Here is a 24,833-nt window from a genome sequence, read left to right on the forward strand (position 1 = left end):
GCCGTACCCCGCGGTATCTGCCTGGATGGAGCGCATTGCCGCGCTGCCGGGCCATGCGCCGCTGCCGCGCCCGAGCTGAAGCGTCGCGCCACCCCGCTTTTTCGCTCCTGCGGTTATGATGTGTTGGTCAGGCGAGCTTAGGCTCGTGGCACCTTCGACGACTTGCGCTTTTCCACGATGAGAACCTTCGGTTACGGGCACGCGGCGGGCAGCGACTGGCGCTCGGTCGTCGAGCGTTGCGTCGAACAGGTGCACACGCATGCGCCGGGCGCCAATCTCGGGTTCCTCTACGCCCACGACACATTCTCGGGGCAACTCGATCAGATGCTCGACCTCGTGCGCGAGCGGACCGGGGTGCAGCAGTGGGTCGGGAGCGTGGGTGTCGGCATTTGTGCCGGCGGGCGCGAGTACCTCGACGAGCCCGCCCTCGCGCTCATGCTGGGCGAGTTTCCCGAAGGTTCCTTCGAGGTGCTGCCGACGCTGCGCGGGACCGAGGCGCTGCCGCCGGGGCCGCTCTTCGCGCACGGGGCGCGCGCCAACTTTGCCGTCGTCCACGCCGATCCGCGCAATGGCCAGGTGCCGACCATCATCGGTGCGCTCTCCAAGAAGCTCGACAGCGGCTTTGCCGTCGGCGGGCTCACCAGCTCGCGCCGGGGCTATCACCAGGTCGCCAATGTCATCACTGCCGGGGGCGTCTCCGGGGTGCTCTTCAGCGGCGAAGTCGTGGTGTCGACGCGCCTGACGCAGGGTTGCCGGCCGGCGGGACCGCGGCACACGATCACGGAGTGTCAGCGCAACGTGATCGTCACTCTCGATGGTCGTCCCGCGTTCGACGTGCTGTCCGAGGATGTCGGACGCGGTCTCGTGCGGACGCCGCAGCGGCTCGGCGGGCGCATCTTCGCCGGCTTCCCGGTCGCCGGCTCGGACCGCGACGACTATCTGGTGCGCAACCTCGTCGGCGTCGACCCGGAATCCAAGCTGGTGGCGATCGGTGAATCGCTGCGTGAAGGCATGCCGATGATGTTCTGCCGGCGTGACGCCGCGAGTGCCGTCGAAGACATGGTGCAGATGCTGGAGAGCATCAAGGAAGGGCTCTTCACGCGGCCGCGCGGTGCCGTCTACTATTCGTGCCTCGGCCGCGGCACGAGCCTGTTCGGACCGAATTCCGGCGAGCTCACGCTCATCCGTCAGAGCCTGGGCGATCTGCCGCTCGTGGGGTTCTTCTGCAACGGCGAGATTTCCCACGATCGGCTCTACGGCTATACCGGGGTACTCACCCTTTTCCTGTAACGAGAGGGAGTGGACTTGGGCGCGCTGCTCTCCCTGCTAAGTCCCGTCGACTATGCCGCCCTGCTGTGGTTCTGCGTCGCATCCTTCGGCTATGCGTTCTTCGCTTTCCGCAAGGCGCAGCACGCGCCGAGCCTGCTCGGTGCCATGAACCTCTACCGCCGCAAGTGGATGGAGCGCATCGTGGAGCGCGAGAACCGCATCGTCGATTCGAGCCTCATCAACATGCTGTCGAGTGTTGCCACCTTTCTCGCGTCCACGACCGTGCTCATTCTCGGCGGTCTCGTCGCACTGCTCGGCACCACCGAGAAAGCGGTCGATGTCATGGCGGAACTTCCTTTCGCGGTGCAGGGCAGCCATCGCCTGTGGGAGATCAAGGTGCTGCTGCTGATCGGCATCTTCGGCTTCGCGTTTTTCAAGTTCACCTGGGCGCTGCGGCAGTTCAACATGCTCGCGATTCTCGTGGGGGCAGCACCGAGTTCCGGTGCCGACGCGCGCGATGCCGAGGACTTCATTCGGCGCTCGACGGACATCTCGGTGTACGCCGGCGAGAACTTCAACAACGGACTGCGCAGCTACTACTTCGGGCTGGCGGCACTCGCCTGGTTTCTGCACCCGGTGCTGTTTGCGCTGGCCACTGCAGGCGTGGTCCTGGTCCTGTATCAGCGCGAGTTCCGCTCGTTGACGCTCGAGACCCTGGTCGGCATCCACGGCAAGGGTGACTGGGAGTGGCCACCGCGTCGCATCCTGCCGCCGGAGGACGGGCCGTGACACGCGTCGAATGGCCGGATCCGCGCAGCTATGGCGGCGCAACGGATGACCCGCTGGTGGCGCTCGCAGCAGCCGAGCGCGGCGCTCGCAGCGGCCTGACCGCGCGCCTGCGCGAACTCTCTCGCGCGGGTGACGATAAGGCGATTGCCGCCGCCTTCGCCGCGGCACCCAGCCAGAAGGTGCGGCTCGATCTCCTCGAAGCGCTGAAGGCTGCAATCGACGATCCGGGGCCGGAAGAGGGTGACGCGCTGCTTGCGCGCGTGTTCGCGCTTCCGCTCGTCTTCGTCGTCGGCGGCGTACCGGGTGCGGTGCTGCCGGGCCGCGTTCCGGATGCCGATGTGATCAGCGGATTGCTGCGCGCCAACGGCGCGCTCGGTCAGACCGAAAACTTCGGACTGTCGCCGGCGCTGGTGACCGCCGAGGCGCTGGATGGCGTCGCGCCGAGCGTGCTGTTTCGCTGGGCGCGCAGCATCGGCGACGCCAATGTGGAGGGGCGCGGTTTGCCGGGCAGTGAGATACTCGTGGCAGGCGTCGACGAGCAGGCGCACCTGCGCTTCCTCCTGGGTGCCGGGGTGGCGCCGGCGCAGGCGCCATCGGTGGTCGAGTCCGCCTCGCGCATCGGCGCCTGGGGTATGCCGGTGACACGTGCGCTGGCGCATCAGCTCGGGCAGGAGGGGCTGTCGCTGTTGCCGCTGCCGCGTCCGCCCAAGTCATTGCTGACGGCGATACCTGCGGGCCGCTTCGCCCTCGAGGAGACGCGGCTCAACCTCTTCCTGAGTCGCGTCCTGCGGCAATTGCGCGCGTCCGTGGGCGAGCCGGTGGCGGTGCTCTCGGTGCACGCCGGAGGCGAAATCAGGCTGGGATTGAGTTCCGTTTTCGACGCGAGCGTACTGCACGGCTTTCGCTGGCGTCTCGGCGTATTCGACGATCTCGACGAGGTGGCCGCCACGATCCTGTCGCTGCTGCGCGATTGCCGGATTCTCGATGTGCGCATCGTGCCGGGGCTGCAGCCGGCAGGCGATGGAGAGCGTGCCGCGCGTGTTCTGTCGATCCACGATCTCGGACCGTCGGGCGAGGTCAGGCATTGAGCGAACCGCGCTCCGCGGAGCGGGACGCGGAAGAATTGCCGTGCGTGGACTGTGCGGAGGAATCGGCCCTGCCGCACCTCGAACTCGACCGCGAGCGGCCGCTGCTGGCGGTGCTTGCCGGCATCCAGTTCGCGCACATCGTCGATTTCATGATCATGATGCCGCTCGGGCCGCAGTTCATGACGCTCTTTCACATCGGTCCGCATCAGTTCAGCCTGCTCGTCTCCTCGTACACGCTGAGTGCGGGCACTGCCGGCCTCATCGCCGCGCTCTTCGTCGACCGCTTCGATCGGCGTCACGCGCTGCTTTCCCTCTACACCGGCTTCATCGTGGCGACTTTTGCCTGCGGGCTGGCGCCCGGTTACGCCTGGCTGCTTGCGGCACGCGCCGCTGCCGGAGCGTTCGGCGGGTTGCTCGGGGCGAGCGTGCTGGCCATCGTCGGCGACGTGATTCCGGAGTCGCGGCGCGGCGCCGCGATGGGCACGGTGATGTCCGCTTTCTCGCTCGCGGCGGTGGCCGGCGTGCCGACCGGTCTCGTTCTCGCCAACGCCTTTGGGTGGCGTGCGCCGTTCCTTTCCCTGAGCGCGGTGAGTCTCGTCATCCTGGCTCTTGCACGACGCCATGTGCCGCGACTCAGGCACCACGTCCGCCACGCGCAGGGGCGCAGCGCGTTGGCGCAGCTGGCAGCGGTGCTGGGCCATCGCAATCACCTGCGCGCTTTTGCGCTGGTTGCCGTGCTCACCGTGAGCGCCTTCGCAGTCATTCCCTTCATCAGTCCCTACCTCGTCTCCAACACGGGTCTCACGCTCGACGAGCTTCCGCTCGTGTATCTCTCGGGCGGACTGATGACGCTGTTTACGGCGCGCCTGATCGGTCGTCTCGCGGACCGCCACGGCAAACGTCGCGTCTTCATCGCGATTGCGCTGCTTTCCCTCATTCCCATCCTGCTCATCACGCACCTGCCGGTGGCGCCGCTCGCGGTGACGATCACTGTGACGACGCTGTTCATGGTGCTGGTGTCCGGTCGTTTCGTACCGGCGATGGCGTTGATCACGGCGAGCGTCGAGCCGCGCCTGCGCGGCAGCTTCATGAGCGTCCACGCGTCGGTGCAGCAATTCGCATCGGCGTTCGCCACACTCGGTGCCGGCCTCGTGATCACACGCGGCGCCGACGGTGCATTGACCCATTACGGCAGTGTCGGCTGGGCGGCTGCGCTGGCCACCGTGACGGCTGTGCTCATCGCGCGCACGCTGCGTCGCGCACCGCGTGCACGTCCCTAGGGACCGCATGACGATGCACTGACACCCCGAGGTTGTTGGCCGCGGGAAAACATGATTCAATTTCCGTTACACCGGCGATGCGTCCGGGACTTCAGTGATCCTTTCACGTGAGTGTCCGCTCCGACCGCGATGGAAAATCATAGAGCCCACACCCTCGAATCTGCGACAGTCGACGACGCTGGCGTTCGCGCTCTGCCAGGGACGCCGGCGGAAGACATGATCGGCGCGACGCCGAATGAGCCGCGTGACGGCAAGGTCCTCACCGTCGAGCGTGGACTGCTCCAGCAGCTTCTTCACAAGCTCAACGACCCGCCCCTGCGGATCGTCCTCTGGGACGGCACCGAGATCGTGAGCAGCAACCGTGCGCCGATCGCAACGCTTTTCGTTCGCACGCGCAGCGCGTTCTATCGCATGCTGTGGGATCCGAACCTGCATTTCGGTGACGACTATGCGAGCGGGGAGATCGACGTCGAAGGCGACATCGTGCAGTTCATCGCCACGCTCTACGAGGCGACCAGCGACATCCCCATGGGTGCTGCCGGACTGAAGATCTTCCCCGGGGAAAGGCGGCCCCGCCGCAACACGCTGAAGGGATCGCGGGAACATATCCACCATCACTACGACATCGGCAACGCGTTCTACCGGCTGTGGCTCGACGCCGAGATGCAGTACACGTGCGCCTACTTCGAGACGCCGGACGCCAGCCTCGATGCAGCGCAGCTGGCGAAGCTCGATCATGTCTGCCGCAAGCTCCGGCTGGGCCCGAAGGACACGGTGGTCGAGGCCGGTTGCGGATGGGGCGGGCTTGCCCTGCACATGGCGCGGCATTTCGGCGTTGCCCGTGTGCGTTCGTACAACATCTCGGAAGAGCAGGTGCGCTTCGCGCGCGAGCGCGCGCAACGCGAAGGGCTGGCGGACCGCGTCGACTACGTTCTCGATGACTATCGCAACATCGACGGCTGCTACGACGTGTTCGTCTCGGTCGGGATGCTGGAGCACGTCGGCGTCGACAACTACCGCGAACTCGGCGAAGTCATCCACCGCTCGCTCGCGCCAGATGGCCGCGGTCTCATCCACAGCATCGGGCGCAACCGCCCGGGTTATATGCATCCCTGGATCGAGCGGCGCATCTTTCCGGGTGCCTACCCGCCCGCCCTGTCCGAAATGATGCAGATTTTCGAGGCACGCCGCCTGTCCGTGCTCGACGTCGAGAACCTTCGGCCGCATTACGCAATGACGCTGCACCATTGGCTGGAGCGCTTCGAGGCCGCGCGCGAGCAGGTGCGTTCGATGTATGACGAACGCTTCGTCCGCATGTGGCGGCTCTACCTTGCGGGATCGAAGGCGGCCTTCATCGACGGCGAACTGCAGCTCTTCCAGGTGCTGTTCACGCGCCCGAAGGTGAACGACTGGCCGCTCACGCGCGGCTGGATGTATCGATGAGTGATGCGCCCGTGATTTCCTGCGAAGTGCTGGTGGTGGGAGGCGGCCCCGGCGGTTCGACCTGCGCTTGGGCACTGAAGCGCGCGGGCGTCGACGTCGTCGTCATGGACAAGCAGGCCTTTCCGCGCGACAAGGTGTGTGCGGGCTGGATCACGCCTGCCGTCGTCGAGTCGCTGCAGCTCGATGTCGACGCATATCGACGCGGGCGCGTGTTCCAGCCCATCACCGGTTTCCGCACCGGACTGCTGGGTGGAGCGGAGGTCGAGACCGACTATCCGGCAACCGTGAGCTACGGCATCAGGCGTTACGAGTTCGATGACTACCTGCTGCGTCGCTGCGGGGCGCGGCTGGAGCTGGGCGAGGCGCTGGGCGCGCTCGAGCGCGAGGGGGACGGCTGGCTCGTGAACGGGCGCATTCGCGCGCGCATGCTGGTCGGTGCCGGCGGCCACTTCTGTCCCGTGGCGCGGTACCTCGGCGCGGACCTCGGTGCGTCCGAGTCCATCATCGCGGCGCAGGAGGTGGAGTTCGCGATGACGCCGGAGCAGACCCGGCAATGCAGCGCGCTCGGTGAACGCCCCGAGCTGTACTTCTGTGCCGATCTCAAGGGGTATGGCTGGTGCTTCCGCAAGGGCAGCTATCTCAACATCGGGCTTGGGCGCGAGGACAATCACCGCCTCGCCGACCACCTGGCGGCGTTTCGCGAGTTTCTGCAGCAGCGGGGAACGGTGGGTTTCGAACTGCCGTCGCGCTTCAAGGGCCACGCCTATCTGCTCTATGGTCACGCGCCGCGGCGACTGGTCGGAGACGGTGTGCTGCTGGTCGGCGATGCGGCCGGATTGGCATACACGCAAAGCGGCGAGGGCATCCGCCCGGCGGTGGAGTCGGCGCTGATGGCAGCGGAGACCATCCTCGCCGCGCAAGGTGAGTATCGCGAGGAGCGCCTCGCTCCGTATGACGATCGGCTCGCGGCGCGCTTCGGGCCGCGCCAGTCGCGCAGGGTGGGCGACTATCTGCCGGGTGGCCTCAAGCACGCGATGGCGCGTGCCCTGATGGCAAGCCGGTGGTTCACGCGCCGCGTCGTGCTCGACAGCTGGTTCCTGCACGCGAGCGTGGCGCCGCTTGCGCCGGCGTCGTACACCCGCGGAGAATCGACGCGGATCGCGTCAGTCGCGTAGCCCGCCTGACGCCGGACCTCGACAGCGGCTGGGGTGATATCGGTGCCAGGCATCCGGCGTTCGAGACATTGGCTCCAGCCATTGCAGGGATCGATGGCGATCCGGCGTCCACTGTCGTCCTCGAACACTGCCTGCGGACGGCAGACGTATGCAATTCGGCGGGAATGCCGCTTCGCGTGCGCGACGAGCGGACGCTTGGCCAAGGCAGTGGATCGGCCTACGAGTTCCGCATTCGGAACAGCGGCATTCTCGCCGTTCGACCGGGACGCTGGCACGACGTCTTCAACGCGCTGGTCTGGCGTACCTTCCCGCATGCGAAGGCGGCACTCAACGAACGTCACTGCGCTGCGATCAACCCCCGTCCAGGTGCTCCTCGCGGAGCGTTGAGAGATGCGCTGACGCTCATCGACGAGAGCGGCGTCATCGTCGTCGCGAGCGATGCTTCGCTGCTGGACGCGATCCGCGCATTCCGCTGGAAGGAACTCTTCTGGCAGCGGCGGGCGGACTTCGCCACGTGTCTGCGGGTGCGGATTTTCGGTCACGCGTTGTACGAAAAGCTGCTGTACCCGTACGTCGGGCTGACCGGGCATGCAGTACTCTGCTGCGTGCCCCAGGCAGTGATCGAGGCCGAGATCTGCGAGCAGGTCGCCGAACTTGACCGCCTGCTCGCGGCATTCCTGCAGGATGGGACGCTGCTGCATTCGCCGGCGGATCTGCATCCGCTGCCGCTGCTCGGTGTGCCAGGCTGGCATGCGGAGACGGCGAGCGAGCACTTCTACGACAATCGAGACTACTTCCGGACGGGACGCCGGTCGCGCGGAACGGGAAACTGCTGAGGTCTTCTACTCGGGACGGCCGTTCGCAACGCGCAATGGCGTTGCATACGCTTCCTCCGGCGCGTTGGCGCCATTGGAAGAGGTCAACCGATTGCGACCCTCCTGCTTCGATCGGTACATCGCCTTGTCCGCCTTGTCGAGTAGGAGCGAGAGATCGCTGCCGTCGTCGGGGTAGCTCGCGATGCCGATGCTGACGGTGGTGGGCACGATGGCGTCGCCGACGCGCAGCCCGCTTGCCTCTACCGACCGGCGGACGCGTTCAGCGACCTCGCGGGCGCCGCGGGCGCCGGTCTCCGGCAGCAGGACGACGAATTCGTCGCCGCCGTAACGCGCCAGCACGTCGGTCGAGCGCAGCTGCGACCGGACGCTCTCGACGATGTGCTTCAGCAGGCGGTTTCCGGTTTCATGGCCGAAGCTGTCGTTCACGCGCTTGAGGTTGTCCGAGTCGATCATGATCAGGCTCATCGGTCGCGAATAGCGAACCGCCTGGTCGAACGCGCGATAGACGATCATGTTGAACGCGCGCAGGTTGTAGAGACCGGTGAGCGGATCGGTCTCCGAGAAGAGTTTCGCCTTGTTGAGCGCATAGTGAATGTCGGCCGACAGCATGGTCGTGATGTAGGCCACGAGCAGGACGGGCGAGAGCTTGGCGGCAAGTTCCACCGCGTAACCCAGCGACAGTACGGGGTGACCTTGCCCGATGCTGGAGAAGAAGACGTAGCAGGCGGCCACCAGCATCATCTCGAGCAGCGTCGCGACCTTGCCGAGCGCGAGCGCGCTGGCGATGATGGGCAGCAGATAGAGGCTGATGAGGGGGCTATCGAGCTTGCCCGTGTGCCAGACCACCCAGGTGATGAAGAGGATCATGGCGAGAGTCTCGATGGCGAGCTTCCACCGTGTCTCCCGCTTGTAGAAGTTGGCGTACCGGAACGAGAGGATGAACGCACCGAAGAAGAAGAGCGCCATCGTGACGGCGATGCGCCCCTCTTCCTCCAGGGGACGGATGAACTGAAACGCGAGCACGACGACGAGGATGAGCCACTCGATCTCCGCGATCGTGCGCGAGAAACCGCGCAGTTCGTCCTCGAAGGGGATCAGGCTTTCGTGCTTGAGGAGGCTCATGACGTTGGGGAGGCAGACCGCTGTTGGAGTCTGCCGTCGCCCGCTCGCATCGGGCGGGCGCTGGCCGGCAGGGGCCCGCTCCGATCGCGGCGACGGGAGCGAACGGCTGGCACCGATTAGCAACAAGCGTGCCGCGGGTTTTCGCCGCTTCCGTCAGGGGTGACGGCGCATGATTGGACTGCTGCGACGGGTCATCGAAGCGAAGGTCGCGGTCGTGGGTGAGTCCATTGCCGCAATCGGGCACGGACTCTGTGTTCTCGTGGGCGTCGAGCGTGACGACGACGAATCGGTGGCGGATCGTCTCATCGAGCGTCTGCTCGATTACCGCGTCTTCACTGACGAGCAGGGGCGGATGAACCGGTCGCTCCGCGACATTCGGGGCGCGCTGCTGCTGGTGCCGCAGTTCACGCTCGCCGCCGATACGCGCAAGGGGACGCGGCCAAGCTTCACGGCAGCGGCACAGCCCGACGTCGCTACGAGATTGTTTGCGCACTTGTGCGAACGGGCAAGGGCGCGCCACGCGCACGTCGCATGCGGCCGATTCGGCGCAAGCATGCAGGTCGCGCTCGTCAACGACGGGCCGGTCACGTTCTGGTTGCAGGTGCAACGCGGACCACGGTGATCCGCTGCGGATCATGAATCTTGCTACGCGGGGGCGGATCTTCCTGCACCGGATCTGCCGTGACACGAACCTGCTTCCAACGCGCCGTGCTGTTCGCCGATATCTCTGGCAGTGCGCGTCTGTATCGGCGCTTGGGCGATGCGCCTGCGCAGCGCGTCGTCCGCGAGGCCATCGCGCTTCTCACGGGCGCCTTGCCCGACCACGGCGGGCGCATGGTGAAAACCATCGGCGATTGCGTGTTGTGCGTCTTTGCCGATGCCGACGGTGCGGCTTGCTCCGCTCGCCGCATGCAGCGGGCGCTGGGCAGTGCCCACCCCGGCGGTGAACCGGTGCGCATTCACACCGGCATCGACTTCGGTCCGGTGATCGAAGAGGGCGGTGACGTCTTCGGCGATACGGTGAACGTCGCGGCCTACCTGGCGGCAGTCGCATCCGAGGATCAGATACTCGTCACGCAAAGAATGGCAACCGCGCTTTCGGCAGCCGCGAAGGAAGGCGTGCGCCCGCTTTTCAGCGCTCGCTTCAAGGACAGCCTCAGCTCGACCGCGGTCTATCAGATGCTCTGGAAGCCCGAGGACCCGCACGTCACGCAGATCAATCCGAAGACGAGACGGCTGTTGCCGAGCGACCTCGGCAGCTTGCGCGTGCTCCACTGCGAGCGCAGCCTGTCCGTGGACCGACTGCGACCTGCTCTGTCCATCGGGCGCGGTGCCGACAACGACATCGCCTTCGCCGACGCGCTCGTATCCCGGAGGCATGCGAGGTTCGTTCTTCGCCACACTAACTTCTACCTCGAGGATCAAAGCGTGAACGGCACTTTCGTTCGCCTGCACGACGGGGCCGAAGTGCACGTGCTGCGCGAGGAGATCCTGCTTGAGGGCAGGGGACGCGTGAGCTTCGGTCGCAGCTTCGACGAGATGCCGACCGAGATCATCGAATTTACCCGCGACCGCCGCTCGATGTATCGCGTGTGACACGCATCAGGCCGTCACCGGTGTCGCTTCGAGCGACGCGGGGCCGTCGCCATCGCGGTGGAAGTCAAAGCGCCGGTTGTGGAACCGTTCGAGCGTCGGTCGATGCCCGATGCTGAAGAGCGTGGTTTCCGGCAACCGCTGCTTCAGCAACCGGTACAGGCGTTCTTCCGTCGTCTCGTCGAGCGCCGCCGTAGCCTCGTCCAGATAAAGCCATGCAGGCTTCAGGAGCAGCGCGCGTGCGAAGGCGAGCCGTTGCTGTTCGCCCGGAGACAGTTGCAGCGTCCAGTGCTCATCGTCGTCGAGACGGTCGGCGAGTTGCGGCAAGCCGCACGCGACGAGTGCGCTGCGGATCTCGTCGTCACCATAGCTGCGAGCATCGGCGGGGAACGTCACCGCCCGGCGCAGCGGGCCGATCGGAATGTAAGGGCGTTGCGGCAGGAACAAGGTCGAGCCGGGGCGCCGGATGTGGCCGGTTACGTACGGCCAGATGCCGGCGATGGCCCGGAACAGCGTGCTCTTGCCGCAGCCTGACGGTCCGGTGAGGAGTGCGCTGTCGCCGGGCTTGAGCGTCAGAGTCGCATTCTTGAGCAACGGCCGTGCGTTCGGCAGTGCGAGATCGAGATCCCGCACCTCCAAGGCACCTTCGCTCGTTTCCTCGACGACGAGTTGACCTTCTTCGCGCTGGTCGACGGCGCGCTGCATCGCGTGCTGGAACGTGATGAGTCGCGCTGCCGACGCACGCCACTCGGCGAACGTCGTATAGGCGTCGATGAACCACGACAGAGCCCCCTGAACCTGGGAGAAGGCACTGGCGGTCTGCATGAGACCCCCGAGTGGAATGGCTCCGGAAAAGTAACGTGGCGCGGCGACGACGTAGGGGAAGATGATCGCAACCTGCGAATACCCGGCGGTGAACCAAGTAAGCCGTTTCTGCTGAACCATGATGCGGATCCAGTTGGCGACGACGTCGGCGAAGCGGTGCCGGAATCCGGCGAGTTCCTGCGCTTCGCCGCGATAGAGGGCGACTCCTTCCGCGTTCTCGCGAAAGCGCACCAATCCGAAGCGAAAGTCGGCTTCGTAGCGCTGCTGGTTGAAATTGAGTCCGATCAGGGGCTTGCCGATCCGGTGCGTGAGCCAGGTGCCGAGCGCCGCGTAGGCGAGCGCCACCCAGACCATGTAGCCGGGAATCTCGTAGGTGACGCCCGCGAGGCTCACGTCCAGCACACCCGAGAGTCCCCAGAGGATGCCGATGAAGGAGACCAGCGTAACCAGCGCGTTGATGAAACCAAGGGTGAGCGACAGCGTCTGTTCGATGAAGATCCTGAAATCCTCGGCGATGCGCTGGTCCGGATTGTCGGTGCCGCGGTCAGCGAGTTGCATGCGGTAGTAGGTGCGCTCTGCCAGCCACTCATCGAGATAGAGGTTGGTCAGCCAACGTCGCCAGCGAATCTGCAGCCACTGATTCAGGTAGAGCTGGTAGACGGCCATCACGATGTACGCGGCCGCGAGCCAGCCAAAACGCATCAGCAGTTCGAAGAATACGTCCTGCTTCTTATCCTGCAGGGAGTTGAAGAACGCGTTCTGCCACTGGTTGATCTCGACGTTGATCCAGACCATGCCCAGCGTGAGGGCGACGATGGCGGCGAGCAGCAGCCGCGCCGGCCACTTCTCCTCGGAACTCCAGTAGGGCCGGACGAGGCGCCACAGGTCGCGCACGAAGCGACCGTCCTTCTCGCTCAGCATTGAACTTTCCTCGCGCAGTCGATCGAGCGCGCATTATGACGGTCTCGCGCGCGATCGCGGCAACGCCGCATCGCGGCGAATGGCGGGAACTGAACTCACGGCCGCAGCCGTCGCGGCCGCGTCCGTGCGAGGGAAAGCTGCGGCAGTGTCAGTGCAGGTGACGGCGCCCCGGCGCGGTGGTGCCTTGCAGGAACGTGCGGTCCATTTCGTCCTCGCTGTTGACCTTGCGGTCCCACTCGCGGGCGAACAAGCCGTCGACGACGGCCACGACTTCTTCCACCGCTTCCTGCCCGAACTGACGCGAGAGCAGATGGGCGACGTCTTCCAGCATGCGTTGCCGCTGCGCCTCGTGGATGGCTTCGGCGGTCGGACCGACGAAGATGATCTGGCTCTCCTCGTCGCCGTTCTCGTGATAGAGGTTGACGTCGACTTCGCCGGCCTGTTCGGTGAGCGGACCCAGGGCGTGCAATGCCTGCTCCAGGCGCTGCTGGAAGCTGCGGCCGATCTGACCCGTCCAGCAGATCTCGAGCATCCGGTTCGTCGGATCGAAGCTGATGCCGGGTTCCTCGGGAATGCTGCTTTTTGCCTCATCCAGGGTGTCGACATCCACGTACTCGAGCCACGGCGAGATCGCCGCCTCGACCTGTGCGCGCGTGACGCCTTTGCACAGCGTCAGATCACCGTGGACATGCACTTCGATGCGCATTGTTGCTGCTCCTTGTCGGGGTAGGGGCGACGGGGATACCCCGTTTACGATCCAGCCGCGTTGCGTTCGAGCGGCTCTGCCGCGCCAGCCGTCACGGCGGGACGCAGCAGGGGATAGTAGACGTAGCCTCGAACCGGGACGCGCGATTCCCGCATCCGCTTGAGTTCGTCGAAGTCCACCTTCTTGTCCCACCAGATGGATCGCGCTTCGCGCTGGGCTTCCGGGAGGTGCGGCTTCTGCCGAAACAGATCGCGCATGAACTGGGTAAGCTCGGATTCGTACATGACGTGGCACGCGTTCAGGTTGCGGAATCTGGCGAATTCTAGCATTGCTGGAGGACGTGCCGCTGCGGCGACGGTTTTGTCGGCATGCCCCGCCTTTGGCGCGGCGGAAGACCGTCGGTATGGTATGCTGCGTTGCGTCCATCAACCTGGGAGACCGGCGGAGACCGCGGCCCATGATCGTCTTCCGACTCGTCTGTGATCACGAGCACCGATTCGAGGGCTGGTTCCAGTCCGCCGAGGACTACGAGCGTCAATGCGATGCCGGGGCCGTCCTCTGTCCGCTGTGCGAGAGCAAGCGCGTGTCGCGCCTGCCGTCTGCGCCGCACGTTCAGACTACCCGTGCGCCGGCACCAGGCGAGGCGGAGGGAGAAGCTCCCATCGAACTGCGCAAGCTCCTGAGCATGCTGCAGAGCATTACGGAGGACGTCGGCGACCGCTTCCCCGAGGAAGCGCGCAAGATCCACTATCGCGAGACGCCGGCGCGGAACATCCGCGGACGGGCGAGCCTGGAAGTGGTTGGGGAACTGGAAGAAGAGGGGATCGACGTCCTGCCGATTCCCGATCTCTCCAAGCTGCACTGAGCGCGGCTTCCGAGACGGCGCCGACCATGCGCGTCAACGCCAACGGCGTCGAGATCCACTGCGAGATCGAGGGCGAGGGACCGTGGATCGTCCTGTGTCACGCCCTGGCCTGCGATCTCGGCATGTGGGACGAGCAGATGCCGCGACTGCGCGAGCACTTCCGGGTCCTGCGTTTCGACGCCCGCGGACACGGGTCGAGCAGCGTTCCAGCGGCACCCTACACGTTCGATCAGATGGCGCGGGACATCGAAGGTCTTCTCACCGCGTTCGACATCGATCGCGCGCATCTCGTCGGTATCTCGCTGGGGGGAATGGTGGCGCAGGAGTTCGTGCTGGCTTACCCGCAGCGCGTGACAAGCCTGGTGCTGTGCGATACTACCAGCCGTTATCCCGAGGGCACCGACAAAGTCTGGCTGGAGCGGATTGCGATGGTTCATGTGGAGGGTACGGCTCCGCTGGTGGAGGCTACGCTCGAACGCTGGTTCACTCCGCCCTTTCGCGCTGCACGCCCCGACGTGATGGCACGTATCGCCGCGATGATCCGCAACACTTCACGAGAAGGTTATATCGGTTGTGGGGCCGCAGTGCCGACGATCGACACCACCGACCGGCTCGGGGCGATCCGCTGCCCGACACTGGTCGTGGTGGGGGAACACGACGCGGGCACGCCCCCCGCAATGGCGCAGACGATCCAACGCGGCATCGCCGGTGCGCAACTCACGGTCATCGAGTCCGCCTCACACCTCTGCAACATCGAGCAGGCCGAGGCGTTCAACGACGTCCTGCTTGAATTTCTTGACCGCGCCACCACTTCGCACTGATCCCCAACCGCGCGGGCCCGTTGGCTTGCCGCCAGGCGTTTGAGTTCGACCTGAGTTTGCCTGCTGTGACCGCCTGCACCTCGTCAAGGCACAGCGATTGCTGAGATGCCGGCGGGCACCGGCGGGTGGCTTCGCGGCAGCTCCCAAGGGTAGCTAAAGTGCCGATCCCGTCCGGCGCGATACTCGACGATGCCGCTCCACCCGGGTGCCCACCCTGATCCTTATCTCATCATGGTCATCGTTTACAATAGCGAAGGTTTTTACGTTGTCGAATACCCCTCCGAGCAAGGCTTCGAGGTCGTCGACAAGCACGCGCGCCGCGGGGCGTTTCTCACGGGCGATCTCGCCCAGCGCTTTCGCTGCAGCATGCAGAGCGTGATCGCCTCCAGTCCGTCCGAGTCGGACGTGGACGATTTCCTGGGCGAGTTGGACGCCCTCATGACCCAGCGGGTCACGTTTCACTGACGTCTTCACGCCGTTTCCGGCGAGCCTCTGACATTCTTCGGGTTACCCTGGCGCGGCGGCGCCGCTTGACGCTGGCTCGTCGTGCTCGAACAATTCTCTCCTCGTCGATTTCCTGTCGCAGACGCATGAACCCCAAGTGCTCGGCATATCTGCTGGGACTTTTCGCGCTCCTGCTCGTTGGCGCGACTGTTGGCCCCGCGTCGGCGGCAGCCCACGTCGTGCCGAACCGTGACGGCGTGCCAAGCCTTGCCCCGATGCTCGAGGGCGTAACGCCGGCGGTAGTAAACATCTCGGTGCTCTCGCGCTCGCCCGAAGTCGAAAATCCGCTGCTTCAGGACCCGTTCTTCCGCCGCTTCTTCGATCTGCCGTCGCGACCGCGACCCCAGCTTTCTGCGGGCTCCGGCGTGGTCGTCGACAGTGATCGGGGCTTCGTACTCACCAACCATCACGTCGTCCAGAACGCGCAGGAGATTGCGGTCACGCTCAAAGATCGTCGCGAGTTCAAGGCGAAGCTGATCGGTTCGGATGCCGGCACCGACATCGCGCTGCTCAAGATCGATGCGCCGGACCTGAGAGCAGCCAAGTTCGGGAACTCCGACCGGCTGGCCGTGGGCGACTACGTGGTAGCGATCGGCAATCCGTTCGGCCTCGGGCAGACGGTGACTTCCGGCATCGTCAGCGCGCTCGGCCGGAGCGGGCTCGACATCGAAGGTTACGAGGACTTCATCCAGACCGATGCGTCGATCAATCCCGGCAATTCGGGTGGTGCGCTCGTCAACCTGAAGGGCGAGCTCATCGGTATCAACACGGCGATCATCGGGCCGTCCGGGGCGAATATCGGCATCGGCTTCGCCGTGCCGAGCAACATGGTGCGGGCCGTGATGACGCAGCTCGCCAAGTTTGGCGAGGTGCGCCGCGGGGTGTTTGGCGTGACCAGTCAGGACCTGACGCCGGACATGGCGAGGGCGCTCAAGGTCAGCGCCTCCCAGGGCGCGGCGATCGTCGATGTTGCGGCGGGGTCCGCGGCCGAGAAGGCGGGCCTCAAGCCGGCCGATGTCGTGGTGGCGATCAATGGCCGGCCGGTGAAGGGATCGCTCGACCTGCGCAATCAGCTGGGTCTCGTGCCGGTCGGCGAGAAGGTCGAGATCACGCTACAGCGCGAGGGTGGCGAGCGGGTGGTAAGGGCCGTCATCGAGCCGGTCAAGGCCCGCTCGGGTCGCGGCGAGGCCGTGCCGGAGCTCGCCGGCATGTCGGTGGTCGATGCCGAGAGCGGGCTTGGCAACTCGGCGGCGGGCGACGGGGCTGGCGTGACGGCCGTAGAACGCGGGAGCACCGCTTGGAACCTGGGTTTGCGCCCGGGGGACCGCATCGTCGGGGTGAACCGCCGGCGCGTCGGCTCGGTCCAGGAACTGGTTGCCGCCCTCAAGGCGGCCGGAAGACCGGTCACGCTCAACGTCGTCCGCGGAGACTTCCTCGTCTCGCTCATGATCAAGAGATAAGGAAGCTTTATGCATTCGGCGATGCTGCTACTCGCGTGCCTGTTGGCAGGCACGGCCTCAGCGACTTTCGCGCAGGCGCCCACCGCCGAAACTCGCTACTTCCCGCCGCCCGGCCCGAGCAAGACGTGGGAGCGACGCAGCCCGCAACAGGTCGGGCTGAATGCAGACCGGCTGGAGGCTGCGGTCAAGCTCGCCCGCAAGAACGAAATGCCCTGGCGGCGTGAACTCGGCGAACAGATCTTCCACGACAGCATCTCGGAACCTGCAGCGGCCGTCCCGCTCGGTCCCACGATCGACCGCGGCGGTCCAAGCGGAGTCGTTCTGCGTCACGGCTATGTCGTCGCCGAGTGGGGAGATGCCGATCGGGTCGAGATGGCATTCAGCATTACCAAGAGTTACCTCTCCACCGTCGCTGGTCTGGCGGTGGAGCAGGGGCGCATCCTCGATCTGCGCGACCGCGTCGTCACCTATGTGACAGAAAACTTCGACAGTCGCCGCAATTCACGCGTCACCTGGCAGCAGCTGCTGCAGCAGACCAGCGAGTGGCAGGGCGACCTCTGGAGCAAGCCCGACGCCGCGGACCGGCGGGCCGGGCGCGACCGCAGTCTGCAGGAGCCGGGAACGTTCTGGGAGTACAACGATGTCCGGGTAAATGCCCTCGCATTTGCCCTTACCAAGGTCTGGCAGCGTCCGCTGCCGGAAGTGCTCAAGCAATACGTGATGGATCCGATCGGAGCGTCCGGCACGTGGCAGTGGCACGGTTACCGCAATTCCATCGTCAACATCGAGGGTCGCGCTGTCGCCTCCGTGAGCGGCGGCGGGCACTGGGGCGGGGGTCTCTGGGCGAGCGTCTGGGACCACGCCCGCTATGGGTATCTTTTCCTGCGCCGGGGCGAGTGGGCCGGCAAGCAGGTGGTGTCCGAGACCTGGATCAAGCAGGCGCTTGCACCGTCCGCTCTGATGCCGACCTATGGCTATCTGTGGTGGCTGAACACAAACCAGCAGCTCTACCCGGCAGCTTCCGCGGCGAGCTTCTTCGCGCAGGGTTCGGGCGGCAACGTCATCTGGATCGACCCGGCGAACGATCTCGTGGTGGTGGCGCGGTGGCTGCGGCCGGAGCGCTTCGACGAGTTCTTCGGAGCGGTGACGGCCGCGGTCGAACGCTGAGGCCGTCGCGCGCCTTGAAATGTCATAGCCATGGTGGTTTGATATCACCCACGACGACAGGACATCTCGAGGGGGGCCGACATGGCGAAGATGATCCCCGAAACACCGCCCGATTACGACCGCGCCCGCGTGATCGAGCGACCTGACGGCTTCTATTGGCAGGACAAGGACAGCGACCGCACCTACGGTCCCTTCCCGACGCTCTGGGAAGCCATGGAGGACATGACCTTCACCATGGATGCCGGCGCGGACGGCGAGGACGGCCTCGAAGTGCCGGATGCCGACGTCGGCATCGTGTTCACGGACGACGACGGATTCGGCGACGGTGAAGGGCCGATCGATTTCGATCGGCTCTGAGATTTCCGGTCGAAGTTTAGCGGGTCGCTTTGAGCTGAGGATCGGACAGCCTGCCGGAAACGGCGACCAGCGCCCGAATCGGGTGCGGCTTTGCCGCGAGTTCGACGTTGAGCCGCCCTGCAAGATCACCGGATGCGACCATGTCCGTTGTCCCGTTCGCGAGGAGCAGGCCGGAGGACAGCGCGAGCTGCCGGTACTGGTAGTTCCGGCCGGTGACTTTCAGGGTTCCGGAGAGCTCGGCAAACTGCGTCTTGCCACCGCGCACCGGTGTTCCGGCCGCGGCCTCCTGCAGCGCACGCGTGAGGTCCAGGTTCTCGATCTCGCCCCGCTCGACCTTGAATCCCGCCTCCATGACAGGTTCCGCAAACAGGCGGCTGAGCGATTCCGACTGCGTGGTGTAGCGTCCATTGACGGTCAGCTGTCCGGTGGCGCGGAACTGTGGAGTGAACGACTTGAGCGCCTTTGCCAAATCGACCCCGTTGGCGCTGAAATCGCCCGTCAGCGTCCACGGGCTGTTCCACACCAAGGTGGCACGGCCGGTTGCCGTGCCGCCATAGAGGCGGGCGGTGAGTTCGCTCAGCGCGAGTTCTTTCCCGCGCAGCCATCCCTTGCCTGTGATCTCATCGAACTCGAACCCGGGGCCGAGCGGCGATTTCCAGCCTCGTCCCGAGAACTCGGTTTCCATGCCATCGGCCTTGGCGCGCAGATCGACCTTGAGCTTGCCGTCTTCGCTGCGCAAGGCGGCCTTCGTGAACCCTCCGGCGGCGTCCAGACCGATCTCGCCACCGAAAGCAGGCAGTGGGACTGCAGTGCCGTCGAGCTTGACGTTCCGCAGCACGACTTTCGCGACCTGCAGCGACTTGTCACGGCCCGGTGCGACCCAGTCCCCCAACCGCGGCAACAGGTTTACGTCCGCGCTGACAGATTCGAGTTCCAAGCTCGACAGGACCTTGCGCTCGGTGAAGAGTGACGAGAGCACGGGTGCCGCGCGGACGCTGGCGATCTTCACGTCCTGTGTGGCACCGATGACCACGTTCTCCGCCCTGAAGTGAGGTGACGGGAAGACCGCCGCCCGAACCGAGCCGATCTTGACCGGTTCGCCGAGCGTGCTCGAAACGACCTTCTCCATGCCGGGCGCAAGGCTGTCCCAAGGGAGTATGTGCACGAGGGCGACGGCCACGATCACGAGCAGTGCAACCGCCGCAGCCGCCGGCTTCTGCCACTTCACACGCCGCTTGGGGAATGGCGAGGACGCGCGCTTTCCCAAGGCTTTCCGTGCAAGCGCCTTCTCCTCCGCTGCCGCACGCTTGCGCTCCTTCGCTTCTTCCTTCTCGCGTTTCTTCCGGAGCTTTTCCTCGGCTTTGCGCTGTTCCTCAGCCTCCGCACGGGCGGCTGCTTCCTCGCGCTCGCGCCGCTCGGCTTCAGCGCGCGTGCGTTCTTCGGCCTCGGCACGCTCGCGGCGCCGCGCCTCCTCCGCGAGACGTCGCTCTTCGTCTTCCCGGCGTGTGCGCTCTTCCTCTTCAAGGCGGCGACGTTGTTCGTCTTGAGCTGCCTGTTCCGCCTCTCGGAGGCATCTGCGCTCTTCGTCGATTGCCGCCTGTTCCGCCGCTTCGGCGGCTTTCCGTGAGGTTTCGTGTGCCTCGTCGGCAAGTCGTGCCGCTTCGGCCATGGCTTCGCGATCCGCCTCGTCCTTCGCCGCCATTTCCAGCGCGTGGCGTTCCGCCGCGACTCTGAGCTTCTCTTCTTCCTCGGCCCTCAGTTCTCGCTCGCGGGCATCGAGCGCGTCCAAGTCGATCTCGAAGAAGGGGGAGACATCGACCTGTGGGATCGACGCGCCATCGCCGGCGGACGACAGAGCCGCCGGGATACCCGGTGCAGCCGTGGTCTCGGCCGTCAGGTCGGGTTCAGACTCCGGCTGCGCTGATGCTTCCGGCTCGACATCGTTGTTAACCTTAGTTGCCGCAGATCCATCGGCCGCGGCGGACTCAGACTCGGCCGACTGCGATCCTGCGGGGTCCTCTGGCTCGGCTGGGGCGTCGATCTGCTCGGTTGGCGCCAAAGTCTGGGCTGGTGCGACTTCCTGGGCGCACGCAATGGCAGCGGCGGCTTCCTCAGCGGCAGCGCGTGCGGCCTCCTCGCGGGCGCGTTCCTCGGCTTCCGCTTCGCGCCGGGCGGCTTCCTCGCGCGCCTCGCGCTCCGCCTGCTCCTGCGCTTGCCTTTCGGCTTCTTCCCGCGCGCGCCGCCGCTCCGTTTCCTCACGTTCCTGCCGGGCACGCGCTTCGGCTTCTTCCTCGGCACGGCGCTCGGCTTCTTCACGTGCCTTGCGTTCGGCCGCGAGATTGGCTTCCAATTCTTCACGCATCCGGCGTTCGGCTTCTTCACGCGCCCGATGCTCGGCCTCGTCGCGGGTGCGCTGCTCCGCCTCCTCGGCTGCCCGCCGCTGCGCTTCCTCGCGTGTCTGGCGCTCGGCTTCCTCCTGCGCTCGTCGCTGCGCCTCCTCGCGCTGCCGCAGGGCGTGCTCCTCTTCGGCACGGCGCTCGGCTTCCTCGCGCGCCCGGCGTTCGGCGGCAAGCCGTGATTCGAATGCTTCCCGCGCACGCCGCTCGGACTCTTCGTGGGCAAGGCGTTCGGCTTCCTCGCGCGCCCGGTGCTCGGCATCCTCTTGCGTCTTGCGCTCTATCGCTTCGCGTGCACGCTGTTCGGCGTCCTCTTTTGCCTTCTGTTCGACGGCAAGCCGGGCGGACAACTCCTCGCGCGCACGGCGCTCCTCGGAAAGCCGTGCTTCCATTTCCTCTCGCGCTTTCTGCTCGGCCTCCTCACGGGCGCGGCGCTCGGCCTCCTCGCGCGCCTGCCGTTCCGCGGCGAGCCGCGTCTCGAGTTCTTCCTTGGCTTTGCGCTCCAGTTCCTCGCGGGCACGTCGCTCGGCTTCCTCGCGGTTCCTCAACTCTTCCCCGAGCCTCGCCTCCGTCTCTTCGCGCGCCTTGCGCTCGGCCCCCTCGCGCGCCTGCCGTTCGGCTTCCACACGGGCCAGCTTTTCAGCTTCGAGCCGTGCTTCCAGCGCTTCGCGCGCCTGCCGTTCCTCCTCGGCGCGTCTTTCGGCGTCGGTCCTGGCCTTGCGCTCGGCCTCCGCCTTCATGTGGGCTTCGAGGCGTGCGCGTGCTTCCGCCTTCGATCGCGCCTCGGCTTCTGCGGCTACCCGCTCGCGCAGCTCCATTTCGGTCCGCGCCTGAGCCTCGGCACGCACGCGGGCTTCCTCATCGGCGCGCGCTTTCGCTTCTGCGGCTGCCTGCGCCTTCAGCGCTTCCTCCGCCACGCGGCGCGCTTCGGCCTCTGCTGCGGCGCGGGCCGTCGTGACTTCGCTCTCCGTAGCCATCGAAGCGACGAGCGGGGAGCGAATCTCCGAGGCGCGACCCGAGTCGGGGTCGCTCTTCTCGTCGAGGGCGCTGCGTGCAATCGCCGAGAGGTCGAGCTGATCGAGGTCTCCCGCGGCGACCGGGCGGGGCAGACGCCACGATCGGATGCTCGATGTAGTGCCCGATGCGACTTCGCCCGGAGCGCACGCCTTGATGAATCCTTCTTCCTCCAGACGCTCGATAGCCTGCCGAAACTTCATCTCCGAGAGCTTCGACTCGCGCAGGAGTCGCTCCAGGGACGATTTGCCGTCGAACAGTGCCAGCACACTCAGCAGATTTCGCGGCAGGCGCGCTGCCCGGTTCTTGACTTCGCTGACGCCACGGGGGGTCTTGGTGAAGATGGCCTGAAAATCCATGCCTGCTTAGCCTGGGTCGGTTGGTCGCGAAAGCGCCCCCGGAGCACCCGGCGTATTCCGCCCGGGTGGACGCGACCGGGCGGGCCGATTACGGGAGCACTGTGTTGCGGGGGCGGGGCCGGTGCAGCGAATCGCCGCAATCACCGGCAGCGTCAAGAATCGAGCAAGTTTCCTGCCTTGGAAGCGGGTGCCGCAGCGACGAACCGGCTAACGCACCGCGAGGACGATCTTGCCGACGTGGGCGCCGCTTTCCATGAGGGCATGGGCGTCAGCGGCCTGGTCCAGGGGGAAGACGGCATGGACGACCGGGCGTATCTTGCCGGCCTCGATCAGGGGCCACACCTGGTCGCGCAGACTGCGCGCAATGTTCGCCTTGACCGCCGCGGTGCGCGCGCGCAGCGTGGAGCCGGTCAGCACCAGACGCCGCACCATGATGTCCGCCAGATTCACGGTCGCTTTCGCGCCGCCGAGGAAAGCGATCAGCACGAGTCGGCCATCATTGGCCAGCGCTTTCAGTTCGCGCGGCACGTAGTCGCCGCCGACCATGTCGAGGATGACGTCGACGCCGCGACCGCCGGTGGCCTGCTTCACCACCTCGGCGAAGTCGTCCGTCCGATAGTTGATGGCGACCTCGGCACCGAGTTCGACGCAGGCGGCACACTTCTCCGCACTGCCGGCCGTGGCGAAAACACGGTTGCCGAACGCACGCACCATCTGGATCGCGGTGACGCCGATGCCGCTGGTGCCACCCTGGACGAGGAAGGTTTCGCCGGGTTCCAGCCGCCCGCGGTCGAAGACGTTCGTCCAGACGGTGAAGCAGGTCTCGGGAAGCGAAGCCGCCTGCACGAAATCCAGGCCGTGAGGCATCGGCAGGCACTGCCCGGCGGGCACCGTGCAGTACTCTGCATAGCCGCCGCCGTTGGCGAGCGCGCAAACGGCATCGCCGACACCCCAGCCCGTCACGCCCTCGGCGACCGCGGCGATCCGACCGGCCACTTCGAGGCCCGGCAGGTCCGATGCGTCCGGCGGCGGCGGATAGACACCCTGCCGCTGCAGCACGTCCGGACGGTTGACCCCGGCGGCGAATACCTCGATCAGAACGTCGCCCGGTGCCGGCCGGGGCATCGGACGACGCGTCGGCTTCAGCACTTCCGGACCACCCGGGGCAGAGATTTCCACGGCGCGCATCGAGTCGGGGAGCATCGGTCTCTTCGAAACGGATGAAGTCGGGAGGCCGATTGTACTCCCGCGCCGGGGGCCGGGGCCGGCTGGCATCGTGGCGGACTATGGACCACAATCGCCCCTTGCTGCGGTGCCGTGGAGGGGGTGATGGCCGGCTATATCCTCGCGCTGGATCAGGGCACGACGAGTTCGCGGGCGATCGTCTTCGACGCTGCCGCGGGCGTGCGTGCCGTTGCGCAGAAAGAACTCGCCCAGCACTATCCGCAGCCCGGGTGGGTGGAGCAGGATCCGCGGGAAATCTGGTCGTCGCAGGTCGGTGTGGCCGCGGAGGCGTTGAGCCGGGCCGGGTTGAGCGCCCACGACATCGCGGCCATCGGCATCGCCAACCAGCGCGAGACGACTGTCGTCTGGCATCGGCGCACCGGCGAGCCGATCAGCAACGCCATCGTCTGGCAGGATCGGCGCACCGCCAGGTTCTGCGAGGGGCTCAAGCGGGAAGGCCTCGAACCGCTGTTCGAGAGTCGCACCGGGCTCATCATCGATCCTTACTTTTCCGGATCGAAAGTGCGCTGGATTCTCTACCACGTGCCCGGCGCGCGGCAGGCCGCGGAGCGCGGCGAACTCGCATTCGGCACCGTCGACAGCTGGCTCGTGTGGAAGCTCTCGGGCGGCAGGCGTCATGTCACGGACGCGAGCAATGCGTCGCGCACGCTCTTGTACAACATCCACGCCGGGGCCTGGGACGAGAAGCTCCTCGGAATTCTCGGCGTTCCGCGTTCGATGCTGCCGGAGGTCGTGCCCTCCAGCGGCGAAATCGCGCTGACCGACCCCGATCTCTTCCCGGCGGGCATTCCGATCGCAGGCATGGCGGGGGACCAGCAGGCGGCGTTGTTCGGGCAGTGCTGCCACGCCCCCGGCATGGCGAAGAACACCTACGGCACCGGCTGCTTTTTGCTCATGCATACGGGGGCCGTGCCGACACATTCGCGCAACCATCTGTTGACGACGGTAGCGTGGAAGATCGGTGATCGCACGGAGTTCGCCGACGAGGGGAGCATTTTCATCGGCGGTGCGGTGGTGCAATGGCTGCGCGATGGTCTCGGTCTCATCCGCTCGGCAGACGAGGTGGAGCGGCTCGCTGCGAGTGTGCCGGACAGCGCGGGCGTGCACTTCGTCCCGGCCTTCACCGGCCTCGGTGCGCCGTACTGGGATCCACACGCGCGCGGCCTCATCTGCGGCCTTACCCGCGGCAGCACCGGCGGCCACCTGGCACGCGCCGCCCTGGAAAGCATGGCGTTTCAGACCACCGACGTCCTGCGCGCGATGGAAGCCGATGCCGCGATCAGGGTCGCGCAGCTGCGGGTCGATGGCGGCGCTGCGCGCGACAACCTTCTCATGCAGTTCCAGGCAGACATGCTCGGCGTGCCGGTGGTGCGGCCGCGCACCACGGAGACGACCGCGCTCGGTGCCGCGTTTCTCGCCGGGCTGGCGGTCGCTTACTGGGAGGACCGGGAACAGCTTTCGTCCCTGTGGTGGGAGGAGCGCCGGTTCGAGCCGCGCATGAGCCGTGACGAGGCTGCCACCCGCTACGCTGCGTGGCGTGCCGCCGTCGCCCGTGCCCGCAGTCACCCGGCGGCCTCGGACTTTGCGCCTTGAACGCA

At 66.2% G+C, this 24,833-nt stretch carries 22 protein-coding genes; 16 read left to right on the top strand and 6 right to left on the bottom strand.

Going from position 1 to position 24,833, the window contains the following annotated elements; translation table 11 throughout:
* Window positions 1–177: 177 nt before the first annotated feature.
* From JNK68_16355 to JNK68_16385, 7 genes are all read left to right on the top strand, one after another.
* Window positions 178–1,290 carry an FIST C-terminal domain-containing protein gene (locus tag JNK68_16355; GenBank protein MBL8541916.1) on the top strand — a complete coding sequence of 371 codons (1,113 nt, stop codon included), beginning with the start codon at window positions 178–180 and terminating at the stop codon, window positions 1,288–1,290.
* 9 nt (window positions 1,291–1,299) lie between these two features.
* Complete coding sequence (locus JNK68_16360) at window positions 1,300–2,058, top strand: DUF599 domain-containing protein (protein ID MBL8541917.1); 759 nt, start codon at window positions 1,300–1,302, stop codon at window positions 2,056–2,058.
* Complete coding sequence (locus JNK68_16365) at window positions 2,055–3,146, top strand: hypothetical protein (protein ID MBL8541918.1); 1,092 nt, start codon at window positions 2,055–2,057, stop codon at window positions 3,144–3,146. The genes JNK68_16360 and JNK68_16365 overlap by 4 nt, the downstream gene beginning before the upstream one ends.
* A gap of 35 nt (window positions 3,147–3,181) precedes the next feature.
* The gene (locus JNK68_16370; GenBank protein MBL8541919.1) at window positions 3,182–4,426 is read left to right on the top strand and encodes an MFS transporter; all 1,245 of its coding nucleotides are present in this window, start codon (window positions 3,182–3,184) and stop codon (window positions 4,424–4,426) included.
* A gap of 216 nt (window positions 4,427–4,642) precedes the next feature.
* Window positions 4,643–5,869: a class I SAM-dependent methyltransferase gene (locus JNK68_16375; protein MBL8541920.1), complete on the top strand. Its 1,227-nt coding sequence runs from the start codon at window positions 4,643–4,645 to the stop codon at window positions 5,867–5,869.
* An 11-nt stretch (window positions 5,870–5,880) separates the two neighbouring features.
* Window positions 5,881–7,044: an NAD(P)/FAD-dependent oxidoreductase gene (locus JNK68_16380; protein ID MBL8541921.1), complete on the top strand. Its 1,164-nt coding sequence runs from the start codon at window positions 5,881–5,883 to the stop codon at window positions 7,042–7,044.
* 164 nt (window positions 7,045–7,208) lie between these two features.
* On the top strand, window positions 7,209–7,880 hold the full coding sequence (locus JNK68_16385) for a DUF3025 domain-containing protein (GenBank protein MBL8541922.1): 672 nt from the start codon (window positions 7,209–7,211) through the stop codon (window positions 7,878–7,880).
* A gap of 6 nt (window positions 7,881–7,886) precedes the next feature.
* Here the strand turns inward: JNK68_16385 and JNK68_16390 are convergent, their stop codons facing one another.
* On the bottom strand, window positions 7,887–9,002 hold the full coding sequence (locus JNK68_16390; GenBank protein ID MBL8541923.1) for a GGDEF domain-containing protein: 1,116 nt from the start codon (window positions 9,000–9,002) through the stop codon (window positions 7,887–7,889).
* Window positions 9,003–9,171: 169 nt separating this feature from the next.
* Between JNK68_16390 and JNK68_16395 the strand changes: the two genes are divergently transcribed.
* A complete protein-coding gene (locus tag JNK68_16395; protein ID MBL8541924.1) occupies window positions 9,172–9,624 on the top strand; it encodes a D-tyrosyl-tRNA(Tyr) deacylase in 453 nt (150 codons plus the stop codon).
* 59 nt (window positions 9,625–9,683) lie between these two features.
* A complete protein-coding gene (locus tag JNK68_16400; GenBank protein ID MBL8541925.1) occupies window positions 9,684–10,598 on the top strand; it encodes an FHA domain-containing protein in 915 nt (304 codons plus the stop codon).
* A gap of 6 nt (window positions 10,599–10,604) precedes the next feature.
* On the opposite strand, the gene JNK68_16405 is transcribed toward JNK68_16400, so the two are convergent.
* The 3 genes from JNK68_16405 to JNK68_16415 form a co-directional block, all read right to left on the bottom strand.
* Complete coding sequence (locus JNK68_16405; protein MBL8541926.1) at window positions 10,605–12,341, bottom strand: ABC transporter ATP-binding protein/permease; 1,737 nt, start codon at window positions 12,339–12,341, stop codon at window positions 10,605–10,607.
* Window positions 12,342–12,489: 148 nt separating this feature from the next.
* Entirely contained in the window at window positions 12,490–13,047 is a 558-nt protein-coding gene (locus JNK68_16410; protein ID MBL8541927.1) for a hypothetical protein, read from the bottom strand.
* 44 nt (window positions 13,048–13,091) lie between these two features.
* A complete protein-coding gene (locus JNK68_16415; protein ID MBL8541928.1) occupies window positions 13,092–13,331 on the bottom strand; it encodes a DUF3460 family protein in 240 nt (79 codons plus the stop codon).
* 173 nt (window positions 13,332–13,504) lie between these two features.
* Here JNK68_16415 and JNK68_16420 point away from each other — a divergent pair, with 173 nt between their 5' ends.
* From JNK68_16420 to JNK68_16445, 6 genes are all read left to right on the top strand, one after another.
* Window positions 13,505–13,912 carry a DUF1178 family protein gene (locus JNK68_16420; protein MBL8541929.1) on the top strand — a complete coding sequence of 136 codons (408 nt, stop codon included), beginning with the start codon at window positions 13,505–13,507 and terminating at the stop codon, window positions 13,910–13,912.
* 26 nt (window positions 13,913–13,938) lie between these two features.
* Window positions 13,939–14,733, top strand: a complete 795-nt coding sequence (gene pcaD / locus JNK68_16425) for a 3-oxoadipate enol-lactonase (GenBank protein ID MBL8541930.1) — start codon at window positions 13,939–13,941, stop codon at window positions 14,731–14,733.
* Between the two features lie 231 nt (window positions 14,734–14,964).
* Complete coding sequence (locus JNK68_16430) at window positions 14,965–15,198, top strand: DUF3567 family protein (GenBank protein MBL8541931.1); 234 nt, start codon at window positions 14,965–14,967, stop codon at window positions 15,196–15,198.
* Window positions 15,199–15,323: 125 nt separating this feature from the next.
* Entirely contained in the window at window positions 15,324–16,697 is a 1,374-nt protein-coding gene (locus JNK68_16435; protein MBL8541932.1) for a DegQ family serine endoprotease, read from the top strand.
* Window positions 16,698–16,718: 21 nt separating this feature from the next.
* Window positions 16,719–17,864: a serine hydrolase gene (locus JNK68_16440; GenBank protein MBL8541933.1), complete on the top strand. Its 1,146-nt coding sequence runs from the start codon at window positions 16,719–16,721 to the stop codon at window positions 17,862–17,864.
* Between the two features lie 81 nt (window positions 17,865–17,945).
* Window positions 17,946–18,221: a hypothetical protein gene (locus tag JNK68_16445; GenBank protein ID MBL8541934.1), complete on the top strand. Its 276-nt coding sequence runs from the start codon at window positions 17,946–17,948 to the stop codon at window positions 18,219–18,221.
* A 16-nt stretch (window positions 18,222–18,237) separates the two neighbouring features.
* Here JNK68_16445 and JNK68_16450 read toward each other — a convergent pair whose 3' ends face one another.
* Together JNK68_16450 and JNK68_16455 are read right to left on the bottom strand one after the other, a co-directional pair.
* Window positions 18,238–21,990 (bottom strand): hypothetical protein, encoded by a 3,753-nt coding sequence (locus tag JNK68_16450; protein ID MBL8541935.1) that lies wholly within the window; start codon window positions 21,988–21,990, stop codon window positions 18,238–18,240.
* A 207-nt stretch (window positions 21,991–22,197) separates the two neighbouring features.
* Window positions 22,198–23,178, bottom strand: coding sequence for an NAD(P)H-quinone oxidoreductase (locus tag JNK68_16455; GenBank protein ID MBL8541936.1), 981 nt, complete (start codon window positions 23,176–23,178; stop codon window positions 22,198–22,200).
* 141 nt (window positions 23,179–23,319) lie between these two features.
* Here JNK68_16455 and glpK point away from each other — a divergent pair, with 141 nt between their 5' ends.
* Window positions 23,320–24,828 (top strand): glycerol kinase GlpK, encoded by a 1,509-nt coding sequence (glpK, locus tag JNK68_16460; GenBank protein MBL8541937.1) that lies wholly within the window; start codon window positions 23,320–23,322, stop codon window positions 24,826–24,828.
* Window positions 24,829–24,833: the final 5 nt, after the last annotated feature.

It is taken from the genome of Betaproteobacteria bacterium (assembly GCA_016791345.1).
Classification (GTDB): Bacteria; Pseudomonadota; Gammaproteobacteria; order Burkholderiales; family JAEUMW01; genus JAEUMW01.